A 25,484-nucleotide genomic window follows, 5' to 3' on the forward strand; every position below is an offset into this window, starting at 1 on the left:
TTATTACTCTTAAAGATTGCAGTACAAAGAGTTTTGTATTTGGGATTGATGGATGCATCGAAGTTCTTCTCCTTATGATTTTTTAGAAGCGCAAACCTCTCAAGGTTCGCGGCTTATTGAGATGTTTTTGCGTCAGATCGGTGTTTTCGTTGGGCTTGGACTTTTGGGATTCATTGCTTTTTGTGTTTTTTCTTTGGCCACTTGGAATATTGTGGATCCCTCATTAACGCATGCAAGTACGAATGAGATTACAAACTTTATGGGATGGCCTGGTGCAATCTTTTCAGATTTTATTATGCAGTTTTTTGGTTTGGCAAGTATTTGTGTTTTTTTATCGCCATTATTTTGGTCATTTCTTTTGCTTGCACAAAAGGATATTCATAATTTGACCTTTCGCCTTGTTTTATGGTTGATCTCAACGATTTGTTTTCTAGCTTCCTTTGCCCTTATGACACCTATTGTTCCTTTTACGTATTGGCCATTACCGATGGGTTTGGGAGGAGTTTTGGGAGATAAAATTTTAAGTGCTGCTTACTTAATCTTTCCTGTTTTTCTTTCTTCATTTCAGAAGGTGCTCTTGGGAATTTCTCTTGCATTTTTAGGTTTTTTTATAGCTGCTTTTGCCGGCAATGTGGTGTGGAGACGCCAGACGAAGAAAAAAAAGGCACAAAATATCCAAAAGGCTGAAGCCGCAATTTTAGATCCGCTTTTTGATATGCCAGAAGATATGGTAGATACAGAAGACACGGCAGATACAGAAGATGCAGCGGATACGGGGAAATACGGATTTTTTATTACGGCTTTTGGAGCATTTTTACATCTTTTGTATTTTTTACAAGCACAGTTTTTTCGTTTTTTTTCGTTAAACCGTCATTCTGAAAAACAGGAAAAGCCATTTGAGCGAATTGAACCAGTTTTCTTTGATGAAAAAATAAAAGGCGAGTCTTATCAAAATAAGACATCTGTTTCTTCCGTTAAAAGCCGTGTTTTAAAGCCCTTAATGGCTTCTTCAAAAGAGGGTTTTCTTCTTCCACTTTTGGATTATCTCTCGGTTGCTCCACCGGCTGTAAGGGACGCAAAACTTTCTCCTTCTGCCTTAAAAGAAAATTCTCATGAATTGGAAGGTGTTTTGTCGGATTTTGGGGTTAAAGGAAAAATTATTAATGCGCATCCTGGTCCAGTGGTAACTTTGTATGAATTTGAACCTGCTGCTGGCATTAAGTCTTCCCGTGTTATAGGTCTAGCAGATGATATTGCACGCTCGATGCGTGCGATTTCAGCGCGTGTTGCTGTGGTTCCAGGACGCAATGTGATAGGGATAGAATTACCTAATACAACGCGTGAGATGGTTTATTTGCGGGAAATTTTGCAAAAACAAGAATTTTTAGAGAACAAAGCGGAATTGGGACTTGCTTTAGGCAAAACAATAGGGGGAGAAACGGTTATTGCAGATTTAGCAAAAATGCCGCATCTTTTGGTAGCAGGTACAACAGGATCAGGAAAATCTGTCGCCATTAATACTATGATTTTGTCGCTTCTTTACCGCATGACCCCTGAGCAATGTCGTTTAATCATGGTGGATCCGAAAATGCTTGAACTTTCGGTTTATGATGGCATTCCACATTTGTTAACACCAGTGGTAACAGATCCCAAAAAAGCAGTCGTTGCTCTTAAGTGGGCTGTTCGTGAAATGGAAGAACGCTACAGTAAAATGTCAAAAATTGGCGTTCGCAATATTGGTGGGTTTAATGCTCGTCTCAAGGAGGCAGAAAGCCAGGGTGAGACAATGACACGTACAGTTCAAGTCGGGTTCGATCATGAAACTGGGGAGCCTCTTTATGAAACGGAAACACTCGATTTAAGTCCTATGCCTTATATTGTTGTTATTATTGATGAAATGGCAGATTTAATGATGGTTGCTGGCAAAGACATTGAGGGAGCCGTTCAGCGCTTAGCACAAATGGCGCGCGCGGCCGGTATTCACGTGATTATGGCTACGCAGCGTCCTTCTGTTGATGTGATTACGGGGACAATTAAAGCTAATTTCCCCACACGCATTTCTTTTTCTGTGAGTTCAAAAATCGATAGTCGAACAATTCTTGGTGAACAAGGAGCTGAGCAATTGTTGGGGCAAGGAGATATGCTTTTCATGATGGGAGGAGGGCGTATCCAGCGTGTTCATGGACCCTTTGTGTCCGATGAAGAAGTTGAGCAAGTTGTAGCGCATCTCAAAATGCAAGCACGGCCTGATTATTTGGAAACCATTACGCAAGAAATTGCAGAGCATAGTGCTGATGTTTCCTTGACTGCTTCTGCACCAGATGATCCTTACAGTCAAGCTGTTGCAGTTGTACTTCGTGATCGTAAGGTTTCAACTTCTTACATTCAACGCCGCTTAGGTATTGGCTATAACCGTGCTGCTTCGCTGATTGAGCGGATGGAAGAAGAGGGTATCATTAGTCCAGCTAATCATATGAATAAACGAGAAATTTTGGTGCCTGCTGAAAAAGAATTCTGTTGACGGTTTTTTTTAAAAATATCCTTTAAGGAAGATATTCATCTATTATTTGATATTTGAGATAAATATGTACTGCTTAGGAGCATTTTTATGAGAACGTTTTTGTGTTTGTGGAGAAAAGTATTTGGGTTTGCTGGAATTATTACCTTTTTTTTCTTAACCTTTCCTACTTTTTCGCAATCGTCCAAATCAGTGGTACGGGCGCAGAATATTGCTAATCACTTTGCTGCGATTAAAACAATGACAGGTGCTTTTATTCAGTTTAGCCCAAAGGGAAAAATGACTGAGGGTACATTTTATTTAGAGCGTCCAGGAAAAATTCGTTTTATTTACAAAAAATTACCTTTACAGATTATTTCAGATGGTCAGTTTGTAGGAATTAACAATCGCGTGCTGAATACGTGGAATTTCTTAGAGCTTTTTCAAACGCCAATGAAGTTTTTGTTAGCTGATAAAATTGATATATCATCTGAGCGTTTATTGGCATTTCGTGAAGATCCAGGAGCGGTGACAATTATTTTGCGTGATAAAAGTATTGGCAGGGGACAAATAAAAATGGTTTTTGATTCTAAAAGCTATGCTTTGCGTCAATGGACAATTATTGATCAACAGAACTTAGAAACCACTGTTCAAATCATGAATGTGCGGACAGGGGTGCGATTTGCTGATGGTATGTTCACACTTCCTTCAAAGAAATAGTGCGGTATTATATCATTGGAATTTAAACAAATGTTCTTTCGTATTGCTACTTGGAATATTAACTCTGTCCGTTTGCGTCTTGCACAGATTTTTCAGTATTTGGATATATTTTCTGCAGATGTTTTGTGCTTACAAGAGACAAAATGTGTAGATGCTTTATTTCCACGTGAGGCTTTTGAAGCTGCGGGTTATAGGCATATTGCATTGAGTGGACAAAAATCTTACAATGGCGTAGCAATTATTTCGCGTTTTCCCTTTAAAAGTATCGAAAAGCGTTGTTTTTGCCAAAAGCAAGATTGTCGTTACATTTCGGTGGTTATTGAAGCTTATGGCAGGGGAATACGGATTCATAATTTTTATATTCCCGCTGGGGGTGATGTGCCTGATGCTGATGTTAATGAAAAATTCCGTCATAAACTTGATTTTTTGGAAGAAATGTCTTCTATCCGAGCCAATCAGGGAGATGGTCTCTCTTCTCTTTTGGTAGGTGATTTGAATATTGCTCCTTTGCCAGATGATGTTTGGTCTCATCAACAATTGTTGAAGGTTGTGAGCCATACACCTATTGAAACCGAACGTTTACAAACTTTATGCTCTCAAGGTGGGTGGATTGATCTCATGCGCACACACTTCCCCGTTCCGATGAAGCTTTATACATGGTGGAGTTATCGCGCACGGGATTGGGCGCTTACTGATCGTGGGCGGCGTCTTGACCATATCTGGTCTTCTCCAGATTTAGTTCCCTTTGTTATGGATCTTTCAATTTTTCGCAACTCACGAGGATGGAAGCAACCTTCTGACCATGTTCCAGTACAAACTATATTTGATTTTTCACGCTAAGTTTGAAATAAGAAATTGTTAAAAAAATGTTAATAAGTTGATTCTGAAAATATGCGGGAGAGTGGATGCGGATCAAAGGCCTAAAGCAGATTGTTTCCAATGGCTTGTTTTACAGTATTTTTTTATGTGTTTTTATTATGTCAGGATGTATGGTTGGCCCTAACTATAATAAGACATATTTTCGTGTCCCATCGGTTTGGGGACAACAATCTGAGCAGACGTTTGGGCGTCAAATTGAGCTTGCCGGATGGTGGCGGCGTTTAAATGATCCTATTTTAAATGAGTTGATAAGTTATGCGATTGCTGGAAATAATAATGTTGCCGTTGCTAAAGCACGGGTTCGTGAAGCTCGCGCTAGTTTAGGGCAGTTTACTGGATCTCTGTTGCCAAGTGTTTCAAATTTAAATTCAGGAACCCGTAGTGGTTTTAAACAATCTGGTGCGGTTTTAAACCAATATCGTAGTGGTTTTGATGCGAGCTGGGAGCTTGATTTTTTTGGTGGACATAAGCGAGCAGTTGAAGCAGCCCATTATGGTCTTGAGGCGGCAATAGAAGATATGCGTGCTACAATGGTGACGCTGTTGGGAGATCTTGCAACAAATTATGTTCAAATGCGTGGTTGGCAACAAAAGTTATTAATTGTACGGGAAATTGCAGCATTACAACAAAAAACTTTTGAATTGGTGCGTGTCAGATTAATGGCGGGTGATGCTTCAGAGCTTGATGTTTCAAATGCGCAAGCGCAGGTGGCGAATACAGAAGCAGATATATCACAAATGGAAGCTAATTTGGAAATGAGCATTCATCGCCTTTCTGTCTTAACAGGCTCTGTACCTGGAGCTTTGAAGGATCTTTTACAAAAAAGTGCCAAGGAGGCGAAGATTCCACAACCGCAATGGCCGATATCAGCAGGAATTCCGGCCGATATTTTATTAACACGTCCAGATTTACGACGAGCAGAGCGCCAATATGCACAAGCTACAGCACGTATTGGTCAGCGTGAAGCAGATCGCTATCCATCGCTTACTTTAACCGGTAATATTTCGACCACAGCAACGACAATTAGCCAATTATGGAAAAATTCAACGATTGGGTGGTCTTTGGGACCCAGTATCCGTTTTCCCTTTTTTAGTGGAGGCCAGGTTGTGGCTTCTGTTGCAGTAGCGCGTGCGCAGCGCGATCAAGCTTTTATTGCTTATAGAGCTGCTGTGTTAGGAGCTTTAGAGGATGTAGAAAATGCGCTTGTAAGATTAAATAAAGAACAACAACGTCTCAAAAATCTTACCGTTGCGAATGCAGCTTTCATGCATTCTTTAAAACTTTCACGTAGCCTTTTTGAAAGTGGAAATATCAGTTTCTTTGAATTGTTAAATGCTAATAGCTCCTATTATTCTGCACAAATGTCTCTTAAAGATAGCCGTATTTCTTTGGTTACTCAATATATTGCGCTGATGAAAGCGTTGGGTGGTGGTTGGGATGGTGTTGTTGATGCGTCGCGTCCAGAAGTAGTCGATAGCTCCGCTCTCTTGCGTACAAAGGTAAGCCAATGACAACAAGTTTCATTAAAAATTTCATTACAAAACGCAAAAAACTTTCCTTATTTTTGATTGTTGTATTTCTTATTGTCTTTTTGTTCTGGTTGCGTTCTGCGTTTTTTGGAGTTTCATCACCGACTTATATGACGGCAGTAGTGAAGCGTGGCGATATCGAAGAAAGTGTTTTGGCTTCTGGTCTTGTACGTCCTTATCGGTTGGTTGCTATTGGTGCCCGTGCAACAGGGCGTGTCGTGTCAATGCGTGTTTCTCCTGGTAGTGTTGTGAAAGAAGGGGATCTTTTGGCAGAAATTGATTCTACAGATCAAGAAAATGATCTGAAAAGAAAAAAGTCAGTACTATCCCGCCATTATGCTAGCTTGGTAGAACAAAAAGCCTATCTCGCTCTTGCAAAGAAAAACTTAGAGCGCCAAAAACAAATGATCAAAGCCCATGCGACTTCACAGGTTAATTTAGATGATGCTACAGCACAAATGAAAATACGTGAGGCGCAAATTGTTCAGCTTCAAGAGCAGATTGCACAAGCGAAAATCGATGTGGAAAGTGCAGAGGTCAATTTAGGGTATACGCGGGTGACGGCTCCTTCAGCGGGAACAGTTTTAGCAACAGTTGTGGAAGAAGGGCAGAATGTCAATGCTGTTCAGTCGGTGCCAACAATTGTTATTTTAGGTGATTTGTCAAAAGTGACTGTCAAAGCACAAATTTCAGAAGCTGATATTCTTAAGGTTCATGCTGGACAACAAATTTATTTCACAGTTTTGGGTGATCCACAACGTCGTTATGAGGGAACTTTAGAAAGGGTAGAGCCTGCTCCTGAATCAATCCGTTCTGATGTGAGTATTAACCCCGGTATGATGGGAGGTTCTAACTCTTTAATGACATCGGCTATCTATTACAATGGGATTGTACATGTCGACAATAAGGATAACTTTCTACGGACTTATATGACCGCTCAAGTTCATATTATTTTAGGGAGTGCTCAGAATGTTTTGTTGGTTCCAAGTGATGCTTTACGTGATGAGACACAAGAGGGGAAAGCATGGGTTTCTCTTTTAGTAGGTAAAAATAAAGTGGTTGCAAAACAAGTGACGGTTGGGCTTAACAACAAAGTTATGGCAGAGATTGTTTCAGGACTTCATGAAGGTGATGTGGTTATTACCGGTTCGCGCGACGGAACGATGCCAGATATTCCTGATGAACAGAGTGAAGATGAGAGCTAAAGCATGAACGCTAAGCAAGAAGATGCCGTAATCGTTTTGGAAAATATTGTGCGTAAGTTTTCCGCAGGCGAAACATTTATTACAGTTTTAAAAGGCATTAATCTCACTATTAAACGCGGTGAAATGGTAGCGATTGTGGGGGCCTCCGGTTCAGGAAAATCCACGTTGATGAATATCTTAGGTTGTCTTGACCGAGCAACTTCTGGCCGTTATTGGATTTCAGGTAAGGAAACAACCTCCTTTTCTGCTGATGAATTATCAGCTTTGCGGCGTAATCATTTTGGATTTATTTTTCAACGTTATCATTTGTTGAACGAATTGACAGCGCTTGGTAATGTTGAAATTCCAGCTATTTATGCAGGATATGCACCGGAAAAACGAAAAAAACGTGCTCAAGATCTTTTAATACGCTTAGGTATGGGGGAGCGGATAAATCATCGTCCCAACCAACTTTCAGGCGGTCAACAGCAGCGTGTGTCGATTGCCCGTGCTCTTATGAATAATGCAGAGGTTATTCTTGCCGATGAACCAACCGGTGCATTAGACAAAAAGAGCGGAAAAGAAGTATTGCGTATCTTGGATGAACTTCATCAAGAAGGGCGCACAATTGTCATAGTAACACACGATATGCAGGTAGCTGAAAGGGCAGATCGTATTATCGAAATCAGTGATGGTGAAATTATTGCTGATAATGTATCAAAAGTTGCAAAAACAAAGACCAGTAATAAACTTTTTCATGCAGCGCAAAATCTAAAAGATGAACAAAAACTTGGTTTTTTTCGTTCTTTTACTGAGCGGTTTCGTGAGGCATTTATTATGGCGTTACTGGCAATGAATGCACATCGAATGCGAACTTTTTTAACGATGCTTGGGGTGATTATTGGTATTGCTGCGATTATTGCAATGGTTGCTTTGGGAAATGGTACACGGGAAAAAATTCTAGAAAATTTTAAAAGTTTGGGTTCTAATACATTGACAATTTTGCCTGGAAAAAGTTTTTCTGATCCACAATCAGAAAAAATAACCAGTTTAGTTGAAGCTGATGCAGAAGCCCTTTCAGGATTGCCCTATGTTTCTGGTGTAACACCTCAGATTTCAGCAAGCTCTACGATACGTTTTGGTGCAATTGAAGCTAATGCTGTGATTTCCGGAGTGGGAGAACAGTTCTTTCAGACACAAGGACTCAATGCTATTCAAGGAAGCTTGTTTGATAAGAAAAGTGTGCGTGATCGGACGGTTGATTTAGTGATTGTAAAAGAATCACTTTCTGTTCTTTTCCCCCATAGTAATGAGAGTCCACTTGGAAAAGTAGTGCATATTGGAAAGGTTCCAGCACGTATTGTTGGTGTGGTAGATCCGCAACATAATGGAAGCACATCAAAAACGTTGCAAGTTTATTTGCCTTATACAACTGTACAAACGCGTTTTCTTGGAACAACGCAGGTTCGTGCAATTACGGTTAAGGTTGCTGATGATGTTGATTCGCATTTAGCAGAGGCTATGGTACGGCGTTTTTTAATTATGCGCCATGGTGAGGAGGATTTCTTCATTCGAAATTCTGAGTTATTCCGTGATCGTATCACGGAAAGCACAAATATTTTAACGCTTTTAGTATCTTCAATTGCAGCAATTTCACTGATCGTGGGTGGTATTGGAGTCATGAATATTATGTTGGTTACTGTTTCGGAGCGGATCAACGAAATTGGGGTGCGTATGGCCGTTGGTGCACGTCAGGGTGATATTTTGCAGCAATTTTTAATTGAAGCAGTTTTGGTTTGTATCATTGGAGGCGGTTTGGGAATCTTGTTTGGGCTTTCTATTGGTGTTTTGTTTGTTCTCTTTGATGCGCCTATCCATCTGATTTATACGACTGATTCGATCATCCTATCCCTTACTTTTTCAACTCTCATTGGGATCTGTTTTGGCTTTTCTCCAGCGCGGCAAGCTTCACGGCTTGACCCCGTTGTTGCTCTTGCACGTGATTAAGTTTAGACTCTTGTCAGAGACCATGGTTTTTGTGCGCATTCATAATGGATGAAGCATTTCTAAAAGAAGATTGGCAAAGCAGGTGATACTGTATGAAGTATCTGCATCAACAAAACTATCTGGAAGATAGCAGAGGAAGCTGTTCTATCTGCTGCTTTTTATTGTGGAGATGAGGGGTGTAAAGCAGTTTCTACGAGATTTTTAGAGAAGGAGCGCTTGTCTTCTTTAGAGCGAAAAATATTCGTTATGGACCTCCTTTTATGAAGAAGTTTTTATGATAAAATACTTTCCTTATTTAATGGTTTTAGAAATCGAACTGTCTTTTTAAAGCAGTATTTGGAAACTCAGCATAGTTGTTACTATAAAGCCCTTAAATCCTTTTATTGTATCGTTTAAAGGGATGTGTTTATAGGGAGACTCTTCATGGAGATTACATATATCTTAATATTTTTGTTTAAAAATTGATCTTAGAGGAAAATAATTTATGCGAAAATGGATTGCTATGAAGAGAGTGCGACTTGAAAGATGATTTTCGCATAAAAGCAGTTTATTATGTCTGTGTCCTAAAAAGCTTTATAAATAGGTTTTATGTGGCGCATAAGCCGATTGAAAGGTTTTCAGAAAACTAGTGTACACAGTTTAGAACGCGGTTCTTATGTATACTTCGATAGTTTTTATATATTGGAGTATAAGAATGCGTATTTGATTGATTTGTTTAACTGTACTTTCAATTTTGCTCTTTTTAACAGGATAAGCAATGAAATTGATGTCAGGCATTAAATATTTAAGCTCACGCAAAGAGCGCCACATGTGGTAATCATGGGTGACGATATAAACCGTTTGATAATGATGTTTTTTGATCCAATTTGCACTTTCTTGGGCGTTTCCTCTTGTGTTAATTGCTTTATGTCCAATGTCAACACAACATGAGAAGAGTTTTGGACTAATATGTGTGTTGTACATGAAACTCTTTAGATTAGTCGTTGTGTTTACGCCGCTTATCAGGAGCCGCACACCAAGCCCCTTCTGTAAGAGATTTAGCCCTGTCTCTATTCGGTTTTCTCCCCCGGTAAGAACGATAATTGCATCCGCTTGCAACAAAGGATTTGGTGGTTGAAGCCGTTCAGTTTTTTCAGAAAAAACAACGAAACTTACACAAAAGATGAGAATGATTATTAAAAGAGTAAATGCTGTCGGTGGAAAATATCTAAACAAATAGCGTGAATACCATGGATTGCGTACGGTATCCTTTTTTGGGGAGTACTCTAAATTATCTTGCATCAATGATTTGAAATTATGTGAATTGTAAGCCATAAATTAAAATAAACCGTTTTCGCATTGGCCGATTTTTTTAAGTTGCACCAAAATAGTTATCCGGTTTGTAAACATAGTAAGGAAAGAAACAAAAAAAATAAGAATAATGATTTTTCCATAAGGGATGGAACTTATAGAAAAATGACCAAATAAAGCGGTTACTTGGCTGGCTTCTACTTTTCCTAGGTTGTAGTTTGTCCAGAAGGAAAAAGCAGCAAACAGAAATGCGCTTGCAGCAGCACCGTATAATGCGCCTCGTAGTGCAGTTTTAAAAAAATGCCAGTCAAATTGTCGTGCAATGAAAAAGGTTTCAGTTCCGAGGAAATATAAGACGTTTATAATATGTGCATTCTCTGCCAGTGCATTACGTGTGGCAAAGATAATCGTGAGTATAAGTGAACCTAGAGACAATGCTAAAATTAAAAAACCAATGAGAACAGTTGTGTGTGCCATTTTTGTAAAACGGTTTACCCAAAAACGGTGATCATCAAACTGACCTCCTGGAATCTGTGTTTTTATTGCGTTACTGATTTTACGAAGATTGATTTTGTCATTCTCTTTCAATGTTACGATGATTAGTCGGGGAAGTGGTAATTCGCTTAAGCTTAAACCTGTCCCAAGCCACGGTTCGAGCAATTTTTCAGTGGCTTTTTTGTCAACAATTGTAGCATCTTTTACACCCTGAAATGTTTTAACCAATTTAACTGCATCATGAAGGTTTTTTTCGATATCAATATTTTCAATAGGCCGTATTTGAATTGTTGCTTCATAGCTAATTTGATTGCTCCAGTTGTTAGCAGCACGCTGTGTTAAATCAACACCAATTAATGTTAGATTTGAGAGAAATGTCATAATAGCAATTACTGCAACAAGCGCTTGTCCAGAAATGTTATCTCTGGGAATAATCGCAGCAGTGTTTTTTGAGTTGTGTGTAAAAAATTGGAAAAACTTATTCATGAATTGTCATCCGCCCGTTATGGAGAAGCATACGCCGTGCTGCGACTTGTTCCATCAGTGCGATATCATGGGTAGCAATGACAACAGCTGTTCCAAAACGGTTTAATTCAATAAACAAGCGTAGTAGGCGTTTTGCTAAAGGTGGATCTACGTTTCCTGTTGGTTCATCAGCCAAGAGGATTTCAGGTTGATCAATGAGTGCACGTGCAATGGCTGCCCTTTGCTTCTCTCCGCCAGAAAGGACTGGTGGTAAAACATGCATATGATCTCCAAGGCCTACCCAACAAAGAAGATCTTCGACTTCACTGCGATAAGTTGCTTCTTCTTGTCCCTTAATACGTAAAGGTAAAGAGACATTTTCATAAGTACTCATGTGGTCGAGTAAGCGAAAATCTTGGAAGACGACACCGATACGTTGTCGTATTGCGGGAAGTTCTTGCCGTTTAAGTAATGCTGTATCGTTTCCAAATAAATCAATATGACCACGGGTTGGTTTGAGTGCTAAAAACATAAGACGCATCAACGACGTTTTACCTGCTCCAGAAGCACCAGTAAGAAACTGAAATGACCCGGGAGGAATACGAAAGCTAATATCACGAAGAATCTCAGGGCCCATTCCGTAGCGCAGACCGACGTTTTCAAAATGAATCACTTCTCGTTACCACTTTTGTTTTTATGTTGCATTCTTGTAAAGACCTTTGCTTTCATTGCTCGAAAATCTTGTTAAGTTCGTACTTTAGCGTCCTCAATATTTTCTATTATTTCTTGTTTTTTATTGAGACGTATTATTTGCAAGAATATTATCCAATAATTACATTTCTCTCGTTACCTATATTTATAATTTTAGCAAGAATTCCAAGGTGATTCTAGTAGAAACATGAGAACCATCATGCTTGTTTTTTTTCTTAGCAGTGATTTTTTTCGTTTGATAGTTTGAAAAAGGTACTTTGTACTTATTGATAAGATACTTATTAGAATGCAAACTTCACAGTTTTAAAAGTTTTTGTTTCGATCATTTCTCGTTTGTTATTGAGAAATAGTATCTGTTTTAAAAGACATCGAAAGTTTCTTAATTGTTATATTTCCTTTTTGGTCTTCTTTGGTGATGTTAATAAGAAATTCTGGGATAGCGGGAAGGCTAAAGCTATCGTTAGTGTTTTATGTTAAGTCGTGGTTTCTTTACTTTGTCGATTGACAATAAGATCATCAATGACTTGTGGTTCAGCAAGGGTTGAAATATCTCTTAGATTCTCAGAATTGTTTTCGGCAATTTTTTGCAAAACACGTCTCATAATTTTTCCAGATCGTGTTTTTGGTAGTTCGGTGGCAAATTGAACTTTATCCAATATGGCAATAGACCCTATTTTATGCCATCCTCGTACCATTGAATTGATACATCTCAGTTAAAGGAAGTATTTTTTACTTTTGTATAAGGTTTAAACGCATTCAATGCGTTGTCCATGTTTTGCTCAGAAGCTTTCTGGGTCATGGATGCTTTCTTGATACCACTGTTTATAGATATCTTCATTAATAAAAGCATTTTTTTGATGTCAGCTGGTACTGGGTAGATTTTTTCAGACATATTTCCCTCCCTCGAGTATATTGTTTGGAAAAATTAACTACTGTACTGTTATAGCTTTTGACAGAACTCCGTTCTGGGGTTCACCTTAAATTGCAAGTTTCCTTTTTAAATTTAGAATATATTATATAGGTTGGAACAGCAATTTTAAAAAATTTTACGCAGGTTATCTTTAAAGGAAGTGTTTTACTAATGTTTTGGGTGCTTAAATCCAGTATTTATTAAAGCGGGATCAAGCGGGGCGTTTTCCAAAAAGAGCTGAGCCAATGCGAAGAATGTTTGAGCCAAATTGAATGGCAATTTTGAAGTCGCTGGACATTCCCATAGAAAGTTTTTGAAGACCAGCTTTTTTTGCAAGTTTTGCTAAAAGAGCAAAATAGGGACCGGGGTTTTCCTCTATTGGTGGGATCGCCATAAGACCGATAATGTTAAGTCCATATTGATTTTTGCACTGATTGACAAAAGGGACAACTTCTTGTGGTGCGATGCCACTTTTTTGCGGCTCTAATCCGATATTGACTTGGACATAGGAGGGAAGATGCCTTTTTTGTTTTTGCATTTCTTTCGCTAAATATTTAGCTATTTTTTCGCGATCAATCGTTTGAATGACATCAAAGAGTTTGACGGCTTGTTCTGCTTTATTCGATTGTAAAGGGCCGATAAGATGAAGTTCAATGGAATTAAATTGTTGACGCAAGCTGGGCCATTTTTCAGCCGCTTCTTGCACACGATTTTCAGCAAAAAGAGACTGACCTGCTTGCAAAAGAGGAATAATGTTGTTTGCAGATATAGTTTTTGAAACAGCTAAAAGTTGAACTTCTTCTAAGGAACGATGCGTTTCTTGACATATTTCAGCAATATCTTTTTGAATATTTTGCCAAGCTTCAATGGAAGACAGATCAGAGGCGGTGTAAAGTGTGCTCATATTCATACGCTTTCTATTTTTGTTCAGGAATGAAGCAATAGTTTGTAAAAACTGTATAAAATATTTACTGAAAATATTGACGATGGGCTTAATCCATGGTGAAGCATAACTCAAGTTTTTGGTTCAGTTTATTAAAGAGTATAATGGGAATGACAATAGAACGCTATAATCCACGTGTCCAAGAAAAAAAATGGCAGACAATATGGGATGAAAAGAAAATTTTTCAGACCTCTCAAGAGGAGCAGCGTGAAAAATATTATGTTTTAGAGATGTTTCCTTATCCTTCTGGGCGCATTCATATGGGGCATGTGCGCAATTATGCGATGGGAGATGTTGTTGCACGTTATAAACGTGCAAAGGGATTTAATGTGCTTCATCCCATGGGTTGGGATGCTTTTGGTATGCCAGCTGAAAATGCAGCTATGCAAAATAAAGTGCATCCAAAAACCTGGACCTATCAAAATATTGCAGTTATGCGTGGGCAATTAAAGCGCTTAGGACTTTCTCTGGATTGGTCGCGAGAATTTGCAACTTGTGATGTAGACTATTATCATCGTCAACAAATGCTCTTCCTTGATTTTTATAAAAAGGGATTAGTTGCGCGTAAAGTGGCTAAGGTCAATTGGGATCCTGTTGATCAAACTGTCTTGGCAAATGAGCAGGTTATTGAGGGACGTGGTTGGCGCTCTGGGGCATTAATTGAACAGCGTGAATTGACGCAGTGGTTTTTTAAAATTAGTGATTTTAGTGAAGAATTATTGGCAGGGCTTGAAGAACTTGATCAGTGGCCAGAAAAAGTTCGCGTTATGCAAAAAAACTGGATTGGGAAGTCTCAAGGCTTGTTGATTCGTTGGGCTTTAGAGACGGTAGGGGCGGACAATGATGTTTGTGAAGCATTTAACGAAGTTGTCTGTTACTCAACACGGCCTGATACACTCTTTGGAGCTTCTTTTTTGGCGCTGTCTGTTGATCATCCCATTGCGCAATTTTTAGCGCAAAAGGACAAAGCACTTAGCGTTTTTATCGAAAATTGTCGATGTGGTGGAGTGACTACTGAAGCAATTGAAACTGCTGAAAAACAAGGGTTTTGTACGTCACTTTTGGCTGTTCATCCCTTTGATAAAACGGTTCGTATTCCCGTTTATATTGCCAATTTTGTTCTCATGGAATATGGAACAGGAGCTGTTTTTGGTTGCCCTGCCCATGATCAAAGAGATTTAGATTTTGCACGTAAATATGGCCTTCCCGTGCGGCCTGTGGTTTTACCAGAAGGAGTTGATGCCCAGGATTTTCTAATTTCTGAAACGGCTTATACGGGCGATGGTGTGATGATCAATTCAGGTTTTTTGGATGGGTTAACACCGCAACAAGCTTTTGAAGCGGTGGTTAATCGCCTTGAGAAGCAAGTGCTCCATGGCCAGCCTCAGGGGAAAAAAAACGTGCAGTTTCGATTGCGTGATTGGGGGATTTCTCGTCAACGTTATTGGGGATGTCCTATTCCTATGATCCATTGTGCTGCTTGTGGGGTGGTGCCTGTGCCGCGCACTGATTTGCCTGTTGTATTGCCTGATGATGTGACTTTTGATCAGCTTGGCAATCCTCTTATGCGTCACGAAACGTGGAAAACAGTTTCCTGTCCTTCTTGTGGTCAAACCGCCAAACGCGAAACTGATACAATGGATACATTTGTTGACTCCTCTTGGTATTATGCGCGTTTCACCGCACCTTTTGCACAAGAACCTGTTGATAAAAAGACGATAGCTGAATGGTTGCCTGTGCAAAAATATATCGGTGGAATTGAACACGCGATTTTACATCTTCTCTATGCGCGTTTTTTCATGCGTGCCATGAAATTGATCGGTCATGTAACTATCGATGAACCTTTTAAGGGGCTTTTTACCCAAGGTATGGTTGTTCATGAAACTTATAGGGATGATCAGGGGTGGGTTTCACCAGAAGAAGTTTCCATTGTTGAGAAGGATGGAAAACGCCACGCTTATAAATTAACCGATCAAAGCGAAGTGAAGATTGGGTTGATTGAAAAAATGTCAAAATCAAAAAAGAATGTCGTTGACCCTGATGATATTATTGCATCCTATGGAGCTGATACTGTGCGCTGGTTTGTATTGTCAGATTCTCCTCCTGAGCGGGACGTCATCTGGACAGAATCTGGTGTTGAAGGAGCACATCGTTTTGTGCAACGCGTCTGGCGTTGTGTGGCTTCGAGTGCTTCGGTTTTAAAGGGTGTGCTGCCTTGTACGGGACGTCAGGGTGCAGCTTTGAAACTTTCAAAAACAGTGCATCGCACGCTTTGCGCCGTGGAAGATGATTTGGAAAAATTTGCATTTAATCGAGCGATTGCACGCCTTTATGAATTTTTGAATATTCTGGCGCCATTGTTGAATAAAGTGGAAAGTTTTGAAGATGAAATGAAAGCAGCTTTACGCCAGGCAATGGACTTTTTTATTGCTATGATTGCACCCATGATGCCTCATTTAGCGGAAGAATGTCATGCTACTTTAGGAGAAAAAAAACTGATTTGTGAGCTTTCTTGGCCTGCTTATGATTCCGCATTAATCGTTGAAGAATGTTATACTTTGCCGGTACAGATTAATGGTAAAAAGCGCGGTGAGGTAATTGTTGCAGCAACAGCAAGTGAAGCGATGATTGAAGAAGCAGTTTTGGCTCTTGATTTTGTACAGGAAAGTCTTGCCGAAAAATCCGTTAAAAAAATAATTATTGTTCCACAGAGGATCGTTAATGTCGTTCTTTAAAAGTTTTATTCCTTTGGTTTTTGCTATTTTGTCCATAGTTTTGTATGGGTGCAAAGTGGAACCGCTTTATCGTCAGGTATCGCAGGTTTCAACTACAGGGAATACTGTGGATTCTTTTTCTTATACTCACTCTTTAGGAAAGAATTCTTTAGGACTTGCTGAAAAGCTTGCATCCATTGTCGTTGAAGAATCTTCAGATCGTTTTGATCAAATGGTACGCAATCACTTGCAGTTTCTTCTGTATGGAAGTGGAAGTAAACCTTCCACTTCGGTTTATAAATTGAAGCTGCAGACATCTACGTTTACAAGGGAATCTATGCAGATAGAGGTTGGTCTCGAGAAAAATGGAAGTGGGCGCGCTTCCGTTGGAACTGTGGTGAGTAAAGCTTCCTATGTCTTAACGGATATGAAAAATACTTCTGTTGCTAAAGGAATGGGAACAGTCAGTGTATCTTTTGAACGGCTTCGTCAGGAATATGCAACGACGCAGGCAAAAGAAAATGCGCAAAAGCGTGCGGCTGAAGAGCTAGCTGAACAAATTTTTATGTTGCTTTCAAAAGATCTTTCAAAACATTAAGCGATATTTTGTCCGGTTTTTTTCCAATCATCGAGGAATATTTGTAAGCCTTTATCGGTTAAAGGATGCTTGATAAGCGCTTTTAAAATTGTTGGTGGGACAGTTGCAACATCTGCACCGCTTAGTGCTGCTTCTTTGACGTGATAGGCAGTGCGTATTGACGCTGCCAAAATTTGTGTTTTAAAGCCATAGTGATTATAAATTGCACGAATTTCATGAAGTAGTTCATTTCCATCTATTCCGCAATCATCGATTCTTCCAACAAATGGTGAAACAAATGTTGCACCCGCTTTAGCAGCTAATAAAGCTTGATTAGCAGAAAAACAAAGCGTGAGATTTGTTTTTATTCCTTGCTTTGTTAGAGCTTTACATGCTTTTAATCCATCAAATGTTAAAGGAATCTTGATGCAAACATTGTTGGCAATCTTTGCTAAAACAGCAGCTTCTTTCATGATATTTTCAAATTCAGTTGCAGCAACTTCAACAGAAACAGGTCCATTAATGAGGGCACAAATTTCTTTTGTAATATCAAAAATATTGCGTCCTGACTTTAGGATAAGAGAGGGATTTGTGGTAACACCATCGACTAGACTTAAATTTTGTAATTCTTGAATCTCTTCAATATCGGCGCTATCCACAAAAAATTTCATGCTCAATCTCCTTGTTTTTTAGTTCTTTTATTTAAAGCGTTTAATGTTTCATCCTGTTTTTTATTATGCGCTATTGTTTATTGCAAAAGCAAGAGCGAGGATGTGATAAGTTGAGACCTCAGTTGGGAATAAGGGAAAAGGCGTGAAGGGCTTGTTTACTGTGCTAGCGTTTATCGTGTTTGTATAAATGTCTGTTGAATATACAGACCATTTGCAAAATTAGTACGAAAAATTCTGTATAAAAATGAAATCAAAAATGACAAAAAAGGAATGCGTCAATTTTAGAGCTTCTTTCTTTCACTCATAGTTAATTGTTATGGGGGAACTATCTGCTAAAAGAGGATATAATTCTTTTGTTTGCATTTTAGCGATGGGGCGCATTGAAAAAAATCATTGTTGGCAAGGTGTTGTCGATAGGGATGAAATGATAAATCATGAAAATGATTTTTCACAACGGTGTCAAAAGACAAGCTGTAGGCGATGTGATTTGTATAACGGGTTCATACAAAATGAAGTCAAAGGTGGCAGAGAGAAAAATTGTTTCAGTATTGGTACCTCTTCCTGTTGCTCATGCCTATAGTTATGAGGTTCCATCTTCTATGGAAGCTGAAGTTGGTTCTTTTGTTCGTGTTCCGGTGATGGGTCGCCAAGTTTGTGGTGTTGTGGTGGGTGTTGGAGAGCAGACAGAAAAAAATGGGCAAAATTCTATAGCTGTGGCACGTGAAAAACTACGCTCTATCCTCCGTGTTTTTGACTGTCCACCATTAAAAGCAGAAATGATCACATTTTTGCGTTTTGTTAGTCAATATACAATGACTCCTTTTGGTCTTATTGCACGGTTGGTTTTATGCGTGCCGGCCGCTTTAGAATCGGAAGCACAAATGCCAGGGTTGCGTTATTGTGGGGGTGATGTGGGACGTTTAACGCCAGCTCGATCCCGGGTCTTGGAATTAGCGTGCGGTGGTAAAGTTTGGACACGCTCTGGTCTTGCGCATGCGGCAAAAGCTTCTGTTTCCGTTGTTGAAGGATTAAAGTCACTTGGGGTTTTTGAGGATGTAATGATGCCAGCTCCTGCTCTCGTTGCGATGCCTGATCCTGATTTTTGTCCTCCCGTATTAGAGGGAGCGCAAAGTGAAGCGGCAGCATTGTTGCGGAAAGGTGTGCTATCTTCTCAATTTCAAGTTTTTTTGCTTGATGGTGTTACCGGTTCAGGAAAGACAGAGGTTTATTTTGAAGCGGTTTCTCAGGCTCTTATGTGTGGCAAGCAGGTTTTAATTTTGTTGCCGGAAATTGCTTTAACGCAGCAATTTTTAGATCGCTTTCATGCGCGTTTTGGTGCGTCGGTTGCTGAATGGCATTCAGATTTGGCACCGCGTCGTCGGGAGCGCGTGTGGCGGCAAGTTGCAGAAGGGCGGGTGCGGGTTGTGGCTGGAGCGCGTTCTGCGCTTTTTCTTCCTTTTCAGGAGCTTGGGTTGATTGTTGTTGATGAAGAGCATGATGGTGCTTATAAACAGGAAGAACGCATTTTTTATCATGCGCGTGATATGGCGGTTGCACGAGCTTCTTTTGAGGATTTTCCTGTTATTTTATCCTCAGCTACACCGTCGATTGAAAGTCAGGCTAATGTTTTAAGAGGTCGTTATCAAAAGGTGAATTTGCCATCGCGTTTTAAAAAAGTAGCACTTCCACAGTTGCGGGTAGTTGATATGCGTCAAGGGGAAGGGCAAAAGGGGCGTTTTATTTCTTCTGTTCTTGAACATGCTTTGCAACAAACACTCGAGAAAGGTGAGCAGGCACTCCTTTTCCTCAATCGCCGTGGTTATGCACCTTTAACTTTGTGCCGAGTTTGTGGATATCGTTTTCACTGTAGTGATTGTTCAAGTTGGTTGGTTGAGCATCGTTTGCAGGGGCAACTTAAATGCCATCATTGCGGGTATTATCAACCTGTTCCAGAAGCTTGCCCTGAATGTGGGACTTTAGACCATCTTGTGGCTTGTGGACCGGGAGTAGAAAGAATCGCAGAGGAAACACAGGAACTTTTTCCACATGCACGGTTGTTGATTCTCTCAACTGATTTAAAAGGTGGGATTCGTCAGTTGCGAAGAGAATTGCAAGAAATTGCAAATGGTGATGTTGACATTATTATTGGAACACAATTAGTCGCCAAGGGACACCACTTTCCTGGATTGTCTCTAGTTGGGGTGATTGATGCTGATCTTGGTCTTGCTAATGGTGACTTACGTGCGAGTGAGCGCACTTTTCAGCTCTTATCTCAGGTTACAGGTAGGGCTGGGCGAGTGGGATTGGAGAGTTTAGGTTTATTGCAGACTTATCAACCGGATCATCCGGTGATAAAAGCTTTACTTTCACAGCAATATGAAGATTTTTACAAGCATGAACTTGCAATGCGACAAAATTATCATTTACCTCCTTTTGGGCGGCTTGCTTCTTTAATTGTCTCTTCAGAAAAGCGTCAAGCTGCAGAATATTATGCGCGTGCGCTGCGCCAAGCAGCTCCACAGGAAAAAAATGTCTCATTTATGGGGCCGGCGGAAGCACCGTTGGCTCTCATTCGAGGGCGTTATCGTTTTCGACTTTTGCTGCAAGGGCAACGTTCTTTTGATATACAAGGGTTTATTCGTATGATTCTTGCAAATGCACCCAAAATACCTTCTTCAGTTTTGCTTCAGATTGATATAGACCCGCAAAGCTTTCTCTGAAAATAAAGCGATATAATGTGGCGGTTATCTGCTTAAAAGATACGCTCTTATAGAGGGCTAATTTTAAGCAGAGAGATTTTTGTCCTTATTTTTAGGGATACATCCGTTATTATTGTTTGTGTACAAGCTTGAAATGAGGCATTTGGGGGTAGCGTTTTTTAGCAGAAGAGCATTTGAAAAGCTTGTTAGAGGCTGTCGAAAAAAGATACACAAAAACTGTTGTTGTGAGAAACATACTCTCAAAAAAATTTTTTTCAAAAATATTTTGGATATTTTATTTAAAATTTTTAGAAAGCGTTGATTTGGAGTGTTGCGAGTCGGTTATGTCTATGCTAGGAAAATTGGAAACTTCTTTGTTCTGAGTTTTAAGAAGAAGATTCTTAAGATTCAGAATGTCTGATCCATTTAATCTGATAGCTATCTTTTTCTGATAAATATCAGAGATTCGCTCAAGGGAAAGAGGCGGTATTTCGTGTCGGATTCATTTTCTCTTATACCGCTGCCATTAGTAGATCAACGCTATGCGCAAGCGCTTTTTGATTGTGTTCAAGAAGTAGGAGCCTTTGAAAAGGTTGAGAAGGCAGTCGCGTCTTTTTTGTTTGTCTTGGATCAAAATGAAGACTTAAAACGCTTTGTGCAAAGCCCGTTCTTTCCAGTAAAAGAGCAAATTACAGTGGTGCGTTCTATTTGTGAAAGCATCAAATTTGCTGATAAGAGCACTGGTCAGATTGTTTGTAATTTTTTATGTGTTATCGCAGTAAACCGTAGGCTTTGTGCCTTGTCTGGTATTTTACATGCTTTTCAATGTCGTGTTGCTTTATCTCGTAGAGAAATTGCGGCGCAGATTGTTTCTGCCTGTCCGTTGAGTTCTGAACAGGAGAAAGAATTGCGCGTGGCTTTGGAAGGTGTCATTGGGGGAAGAATTTTGCTGCATGTTCTTGTTGATCCAACAATTCTTGGTGGATTGATTGTTCGTGTGGGATCGTTTCAAATTGATACATCTCTTGCAACAAAATTATCTTCGCTTAAGCTTGCATTGAAAAAAGAGGTCAGCTGATGGATATTAAACCATCTGAAATTTCAAAAATTCTAAAAGAGCAAATTAAGAACTTTGACCAAAAGGCTGAAGTTTCAGAAATTGGTTGGGTTTTATCTGTGGGTGATGGTATCGCCCGCGTTTATGGTTTGGATAATGTCCAGGCAGGTGAAATGGTTTCCTTTTCAAATGGCGTACGTGGTATGGCTTTGAATTTGGAAGTCGATAATGTCGGTGTTGTGATTTTTGGATCAGATCGTGATATTCGTGAAGGCGATTGTGTTAAGCGATTAGGTGCTATTGTAGATGTTCCTGTAGGTCCGGCTTTGCTTGGGCGTGTTGTTGATGCTCTCGGAAATCCTATAGATGGTAAAGGCCCTATTAAGTCAACAGAGCGTCGTCGTGTTGATGTTAAGGCTCCAGGAATTATTCCGCGTCAGTCAGTGCACGAGCCAATGTCGACAGGGCTAAAATCTATTGATGCGCTCATCCCCATTGGGCGAGGGCAGCGTGAATTGGTGATTGGAGATCGCCAAACGGGAAAAACAGCGATTTTGCTCGATACGTTCTTAAATCAGAAGCCATTTCACGAAAAAGGTGTGGGACAAGAACAGGACAGAGTATATTGTATTTATGTTGCTATTGGTCAAAAACGTTCAACGGTAGCGCAATTCGTTAAAGTTTTGGAAGATCAAGGTGCTCTTGAGTATTCAATTATTGTTGCAGCTACGGCTTCTGATCCTGCTCCACTGCAATTTATTGCTCCTCTTGCGGGTTGTGCGATGGGGGAATATTTCCGTGACAATGGTCAACATGCTTTGATCGGTTATGATGATCTTTCAAAACAGGCAGTTGCTTATCGGCAAATGTCTCTTTTGCTTCGTCGTCCGCCTGGTCGTGAAGCTTATCCTGGTGATGTTTTTTATCTTCATTCTCGTCTTTTAGAGCGGGCGGCAAAGTTGAATGCTGAAAATGGTTCGGGATCTTTGACGGCTTTGCCAGTCATTGAGACGCAGGCAAATGATGTTTCTGCTTATATTCCCACAAATGTGATTTCGATCACTGATGGGCAGATTTTTCTGGAAACTAATTTATTTTATCAAGGAATTCGTCCTGCCGTGAATGTTGGTCTTTCTGTTTCACGTGTTGGTTCTGCAGCACAAATTAAGGCGATGAAGCAGGTTGCTGGTTCTATCAAAGGTGAATTAGCACAATATAGAGAGATGGCTGCTTTTGCACAATTTGGTTCGGATTTGGATGCTTCAACGCAGCGTCTTTTAAATCGTGGTGAGCGTTTGACAGAGTTGTTGAAGCAGCCACAATTTTCTCCTCTGAAGACAGAAGAACAAGTTGTTGTTATTTTTGCTGGTGTGAATGGTTATCTTGATTCTTTGGCTGTTTCTGATGTCTCTCGGTTTGAACAGGGGCTTTTAATTCTCCTGCGTAGTGATCAGCAAGATCTTTTGAAAGAAATTGCTAACCAAAAACAGATAACCAATGATATCAAGAATAAATTGATTGCTGTTCTTGATAATTACGCGAAAAATTTTTCGTGATGGATTTTGATGGAATGCACGAATGGCGTCACTAAAAGATCTTAGAGACCGTATCGCCTCGGTTAAGGCAACACAAAAGATTACCAAAGCTATGCAAATGGTTGCGGCGGCAAGGTTGCATCGCGCGCAAGAAGTAGCTCAATCCGCACGCCCTTATGCTGAGCGTATGGCTACTATTTTAACCAATGTTGCCGCCGATGTCGATGCAGTTGATGCGCCTCCTCTTATGCGTGGTACTGGTCGAGATGATGTGCATCTGTTGGTTGTGTGTACCGCAGAGCGTGGTTTATGTGGTGCTTTCAATATGCAAATTGCTCGCCGTGCACGCGAGCAGATTAAGGCACTGCTTTCTGCTGATAAAATCGTTAAAATTTTAACTGTAGGAAAAAAAGGAGCCGATATTTTATCGCGTGATTATAAAGCTTTGATGATTGATCACATTGATTTACATTCTGTAAAGCGGATTGGTTTTGCAGAGGCGGTGATGATTAGTCAACGGGTCATTGATTTATTCAATGAGGGAGCCTTCGATGTATGTACCCTATTTTACTCTGAATTTGTTTCAGTGATTAATCAGCGTCCAACAGCTTTTGGCTTGATTCCAATGGCTTCTTTGGAAGGAGCTGTTGAGGCAGTAGATGTTGTTGAAAAAACAGGTAAAAGCAGAGATGTACAATCGATAGTTTATGATTATGAGCCTGATGCAGCTGCTCTTTTAGATGCGCTTGTGTTGCGCAATCTTTCAGTGCAAATTTTTCGGGCTTTGCTTGAAAATGTCGCTGGTGAAATGGGCGCGAAGATGACTGCTATGGACAATGCATCGCGCAATGCGGGTGAAATGATTAATAAATTGACCGTGGCTTATAATCGTCAGCGTCAGGCACAAATCACGACAGAATTGATCGAAATTATTGCGGGCGCTGAAGCGCTTTAAATTGAAAAGGTAAGAGTTGATGGTAAAAGCAGTGACGTCAAACAAAGAAGCCGCAAAAGTTGAGAAAAAGAAATCAACTGCTCGTTCAGGTGTAAAAAAAGCAGCCTCAAAATCTAAGGCTGTCATAAAGGATTCTACTGATCCTGTGCGTAGTGCTTCTAGAGGCGCGCGTGAAAAAAGGGCAGTGGGTGAGATCAAGCAGATTATTGGCGCTGTTGTTGATGTGCAGTTTGAAGGCGCGTTGCCGAATATTCTTAATGCATTAGAAACAGAAAATTTGGGCAATCGATTAGTTCTAGAAGTTGCTCAGCATTTAGGTGAAAATACGGTACGTACTATTGCCATGGATACGACGGATGGTCTTGTTCGTGGTCAAAAGGTTTTTGATACAGGAACACAGATCAGTGTTCCCGTTGGAGAAGCAACACTTGGTCGTATTATGAATGTGATTGGAGAGCCAGTTGATAATGTTGGACCAATTGCAGCAACTAAAATGCGTTCCATTCACCAAGAAGCTCCTGCATATGTTGATCAATCAACGGTGTCAGAAATTCTTGTCACTGGTATTAAAGTTGTTGATTTGTTAGCGCCTTATTCTAAAGGTGGTAAGATTGGTTTATTTGGTGGTGCTGGGGTTGGTAAAACCGTTCTCATTATGGAGCTGATCAACAATATTGCAAAAGCACATGGTGGTTATTCTGTGTTTGCTGGCGTTGGAGAACGCACACGTGAGGGAAATGACCTTTATTATGAAATGATCGAAAGCCGTGTGAATGTGAATCCAAAAGAAAATAATGGTTCAACGGAAGGATCAAAATGTGCGCTCGTTTATGGGCAAATGAATGAGCCACCAGGAGCACGTGCTCGTGTTGCTCTTTCAGGTTTGACTATTGCGGAAAGTTTCCGTGATGAAGGTCAAGATGTCCTTTTTTTCGTGGATAATATTTTCCGATTTACACAAGCAGGAGCAGAAGTTTCAGCTCTTTTAGGACGTATTCCTTCTGCCGTGGGTTATCAGCCAACTTTGGCAACCGATATGGGTGCTTTGCAAGAGCGTATTACCAGCACAAAAACGGGGTCTATTACCTCGGTTCAGGCTATTTATGTTCCTGCTGATGACTTGACTGATCCAGCGCCTGCTACATCGTTTGCTCATTTGGATGCAACAACAGTTCTTTCGCGTTCGATTGCTGAAAAGGGTATTTATCCGGCGGTTGATCCGCTCGATTCTTTCTCGCGTATGTTGGATCCATTGGTCGTGGGTGAAGAGCATTATACTGTTGCTTGTCAAGTTCAAACTATTTTGCAACGTTATAGGGCTCTACAGGATATTATTGCTATTCTTGGAATGGATGAACTTTCTGAAGATGATAAGTTACTGGTAGGACGTGCGCGTAAAATTGAACGTTTCCTTTCGCAACCTTTCCATGTGGCTGAAGCTTTTACTGGTTCACCTGGAAAGCTGGTATCTTTAGAAGATACAATCAAAGGCTTTAAAGGTCTTTGTGCTGGCGATTATGATGATTTGCCAGAAGCTGCTTTTTATATGGTTGGTTCGATTGATGAAGCCATTGAAAAAGGAAAGGGTCTTATTGCAGAAGCTTCTTCATAAGAAGAAATCTGTAGTGCTTGCTTGTTATCTTGTT

Annotated in this window: 19 protein-coding genes and 1 pseudogene; 13 read left to right on the forward strand and 7 right to left on the reverse strand. The window is 40.1% G+C overall.

Going from position 1 to position 25,484, the window contains the following annotated elements; genetic code table 11:
* Positions 1-52 precede the first annotated feature (52 nt).
* The 6 genes from WCP76_RS01260 (at position 53) to WCP76_RS01285 (ending at position 8,816) form a co-directional block, all read left to right on the forward strand.
* A complete protein-coding gene (locus WCP76_RS01260) occupies positions 53-2,521 on the forward strand; it encodes an FtsK/SpoIIIE family DNA translocase (protein ID WP_336293876.1) in 2,469 nt (822 codons plus the stop codon).
* A gap of 87 nt (positions 2,522-2,608) precedes the next feature.
* Positions 2,609-3,217: an outer-membrane lipoprotein carrier protein LolA gene (locus WCP76_RS01265; protein ID WP_336293877.1), complete on the forward strand. Its 609-nt coding sequence runs from the start codon at positions 2,609-2,611 to the stop codon at positions 3,215-3,217.
* A 30-nt stretch (positions 3,218-3,247) separates the two neighbouring features.
* On the forward strand, positions 3,248-4,057 hold the full coding sequence (locus tag WCP76_RS01270; protein WP_336293878.1) for an exodeoxyribonuclease III: 810 nt from the start codon (positions 3,248-3,250) through the stop codon (positions 4,055-4,057).
* A gap of 65 nt (positions 4,058-4,122) precedes the next feature.
* On the forward strand, positions 4,123-5,607 hold the full coding sequence (locus WCP76_RS01275) for an efflux transporter outer membrane subunit (RefSeq protein WP_336293880.1): 1,485 nt from the start codon (positions 4,123-4,125) through the stop codon (positions 5,605-5,607).
* Positions 5,604-6,830 carry an efflux RND transporter periplasmic adaptor subunit gene (locus WCP76_RS01280; protein ID WP_336293881.1) on the forward strand — a complete coding sequence of 409 codons (1,227 nt, stop codon included), beginning with the start codon at positions 5,604-5,606 and terminating at the stop codon, positions 6,828-6,830. Before WCP76_RS01275 ends, WCP76_RS01280 begins: the two co-directional genes overlap by 4 nt.
* A 3-nt stretch (positions 6,831-6,833) precedes the next feature.
* Complete coding sequence (locus WCP76_RS01285) at positions 6,834-8,816, forward strand: MacB family efflux pump subunit (RefSeq protein ID WP_336293882.1); 1,983 nt, start codon at positions 6,834-6,836, stop codon at positions 8,814-8,816.
* A gap of 639 nt (positions 8,817-9,455) precedes the next feature.
* Here the strand turns inward: WCP76_RS01285 and WCP76_RS01290 are convergent.
* From WCP76_RS01290 to WCP76_RS01315, 6 genes and pseudogenes are all read right to left on the reverse strand, one after another.
* Positions 9,456-10,130, reverse strand: coding sequence for a YdcF family protein (locus WCP76_RS01290; protein WP_336293883.1), 675 nt, complete (start codon positions 10,128-10,130; stop codon positions 9,456-9,458).
* A 3-nt stretch (positions 10,131-10,133) separates the two neighbouring features.
* Positions 10,134-11,087: a cell division protein FtsX gene (locus tag WCP76_RS01295; protein WP_336293884.1), complete on the reverse strand. Its 954-nt coding sequence runs from the start codon at positions 11,085-11,087 to the stop codon at positions 10,134-10,136.
* On the reverse strand, positions 11,080-11,739 hold the full coding sequence (gene ftsE / locus WCP76_RS01300; RefSeq protein ID WP_336293886.1) for a cell division ATP-binding protein FtsE: 660 nt from the start codon (positions 11,737-11,739) through the stop codon (positions 11,080-11,082). The genes WCP76_RS01295 and ftsE overlap by 8 nt, the downstream gene beginning before the upstream one ends.
* A gap of 511 nt (positions 11,740-12,250) precedes the next feature.
* Positions 12,251-12,454, reverse strand: a pseudogene (locus WCP76_RS01305) (acetate--CoA ligase); the annotation flags it as partial.
* Positions 12,455-12,486: 32 nt separating this feature from the next.
* Positions 12,487-12,669: a hypothetical protein gene (locus tag WCP76_RS01310; RefSeq protein ID WP_442894698.1), complete on the reverse strand. Its 183-nt coding sequence runs from the start codon at positions 12,667-12,669 to the stop codon at positions 12,487-12,489.
* 229 nt (positions 12,670-12,898) lie between these two features.
* Positions 12,899-13,591, reverse strand: coding sequence for a YggS family pyridoxal phosphate-dependent enzyme (locus tag WCP76_RS01315; protein WP_336294010.1), 693 nt, complete (start codon positions 13,589-13,591; stop codon positions 12,899-12,901).
* 143 nt (positions 13,592-13,734) lie between these two features.
* Between WCP76_RS01315 and leuS the strand changes: the two genes are divergently transcribed.
* Both leuS and lptE read left to right on the forward strand, forming a co-directional pair.
* Complete coding sequence (gene leuS / locus WCP76_RS01320; RefSeq protein ID WP_336293887.1) at positions 13,735-16,365, forward strand: leucine--tRNA ligase; 2,631 nt, start codon at positions 13,735-13,737, stop codon at positions 16,363-16,365.
* The gene (gene lptE / locus WCP76_RS01325) at positions 16,352-16,942 is read left to right on the forward strand and encodes an LPS assembly lipoprotein LptE (RefSeq protein WP_336293888.1); all 591 of its coding nucleotides are present in this window, start codon (positions 16,352-16,354) and stop codon (positions 16,940-16,942) included. Before leuS ends, lptE begins: the two co-directional genes overlap by 14 nt.
* Here the strand turns inward: lptE and fsa are convergent.
* Entirely contained in the window at positions 16,939-17,592 is a 654-nt protein-coding gene (gene fsa, locus WCP76_RS01330) for a fructose-6-phosphate aldolase (protein ID WP_336293889.1), read from the reverse strand. The two genes, lptE and fsa, sit on opposite strands and share 4 nt — an antisense overlap.
* Positions 17,593-18,101: 509 nt before the next feature.
* Between fsa and WCP76_RS01335 the strand changes: the two genes are divergently transcribed.
* From WCP76_RS01335 to atpD, 5 genes are all read left to right on the forward strand, one after another.
* A complete protein-coding gene (locus tag WCP76_RS01335) occupies positions 18,102-20,312 on the forward strand; it encodes a primosomal protein N' (protein ID WP_336294011.1) in 2,211 nt (736 codons plus the stop codon).
* 472 nt (positions 20,313-20,784) lie between these two features.
* The gene (gene atpH / locus WCP76_RS01340) at positions 20,785-21,369 is read left to right on the forward strand and encodes an ATP synthase F1 subunit delta (protein WP_336293890.1); all 585 of its coding nucleotides are present in this window, start codon (positions 20,785-20,787) and stop codon (positions 21,367-21,369) included.
* On the forward strand, positions 21,369-22,904 hold the full coding sequence (atpA, locus tag WCP76_RS01345) for a F0F1 ATP synthase subunit alpha (protein WP_336293891.1): 1,536 nt from the start codon (positions 21,369-21,371) through the stop codon (positions 22,902-22,904). Before atpH ends, atpA begins: the two co-directional genes overlap by 1 nt.
* Positions 22,905-22,926: 22 nt before the next feature.
* Positions 22,927-23,838, forward strand: a complete 912-nt coding sequence (locus tag WCP76_RS01350; protein WP_336293893.1) for a F0F1 ATP synthase subunit gamma — start codon at positions 22,927-22,929, stop codon at positions 23,836-23,838.
* A gap of 19 nt (positions 23,839-23,857) precedes the next feature.
* Positions 23,858-25,450, forward strand: a complete 1,593-nt coding sequence (atpD, locus tag WCP76_RS01355; protein WP_336293894.1) for a F0F1 ATP synthase subunit beta — start codon at positions 23,858-23,860, stop codon at positions 25,448-25,450.
* Positions 25,451-25,484 lie beyond the last annotated feature (34 nt).

The sequence above is a fragment of the Bartonella vaga genome (assembly GCF_037070895.1).
Taxonomy (GTDB): domain Bacteria; phylum Pseudomonadota; class Alphaproteobacteria; order Rhizobiales; family Rhizobiaceae; genus Bartonella.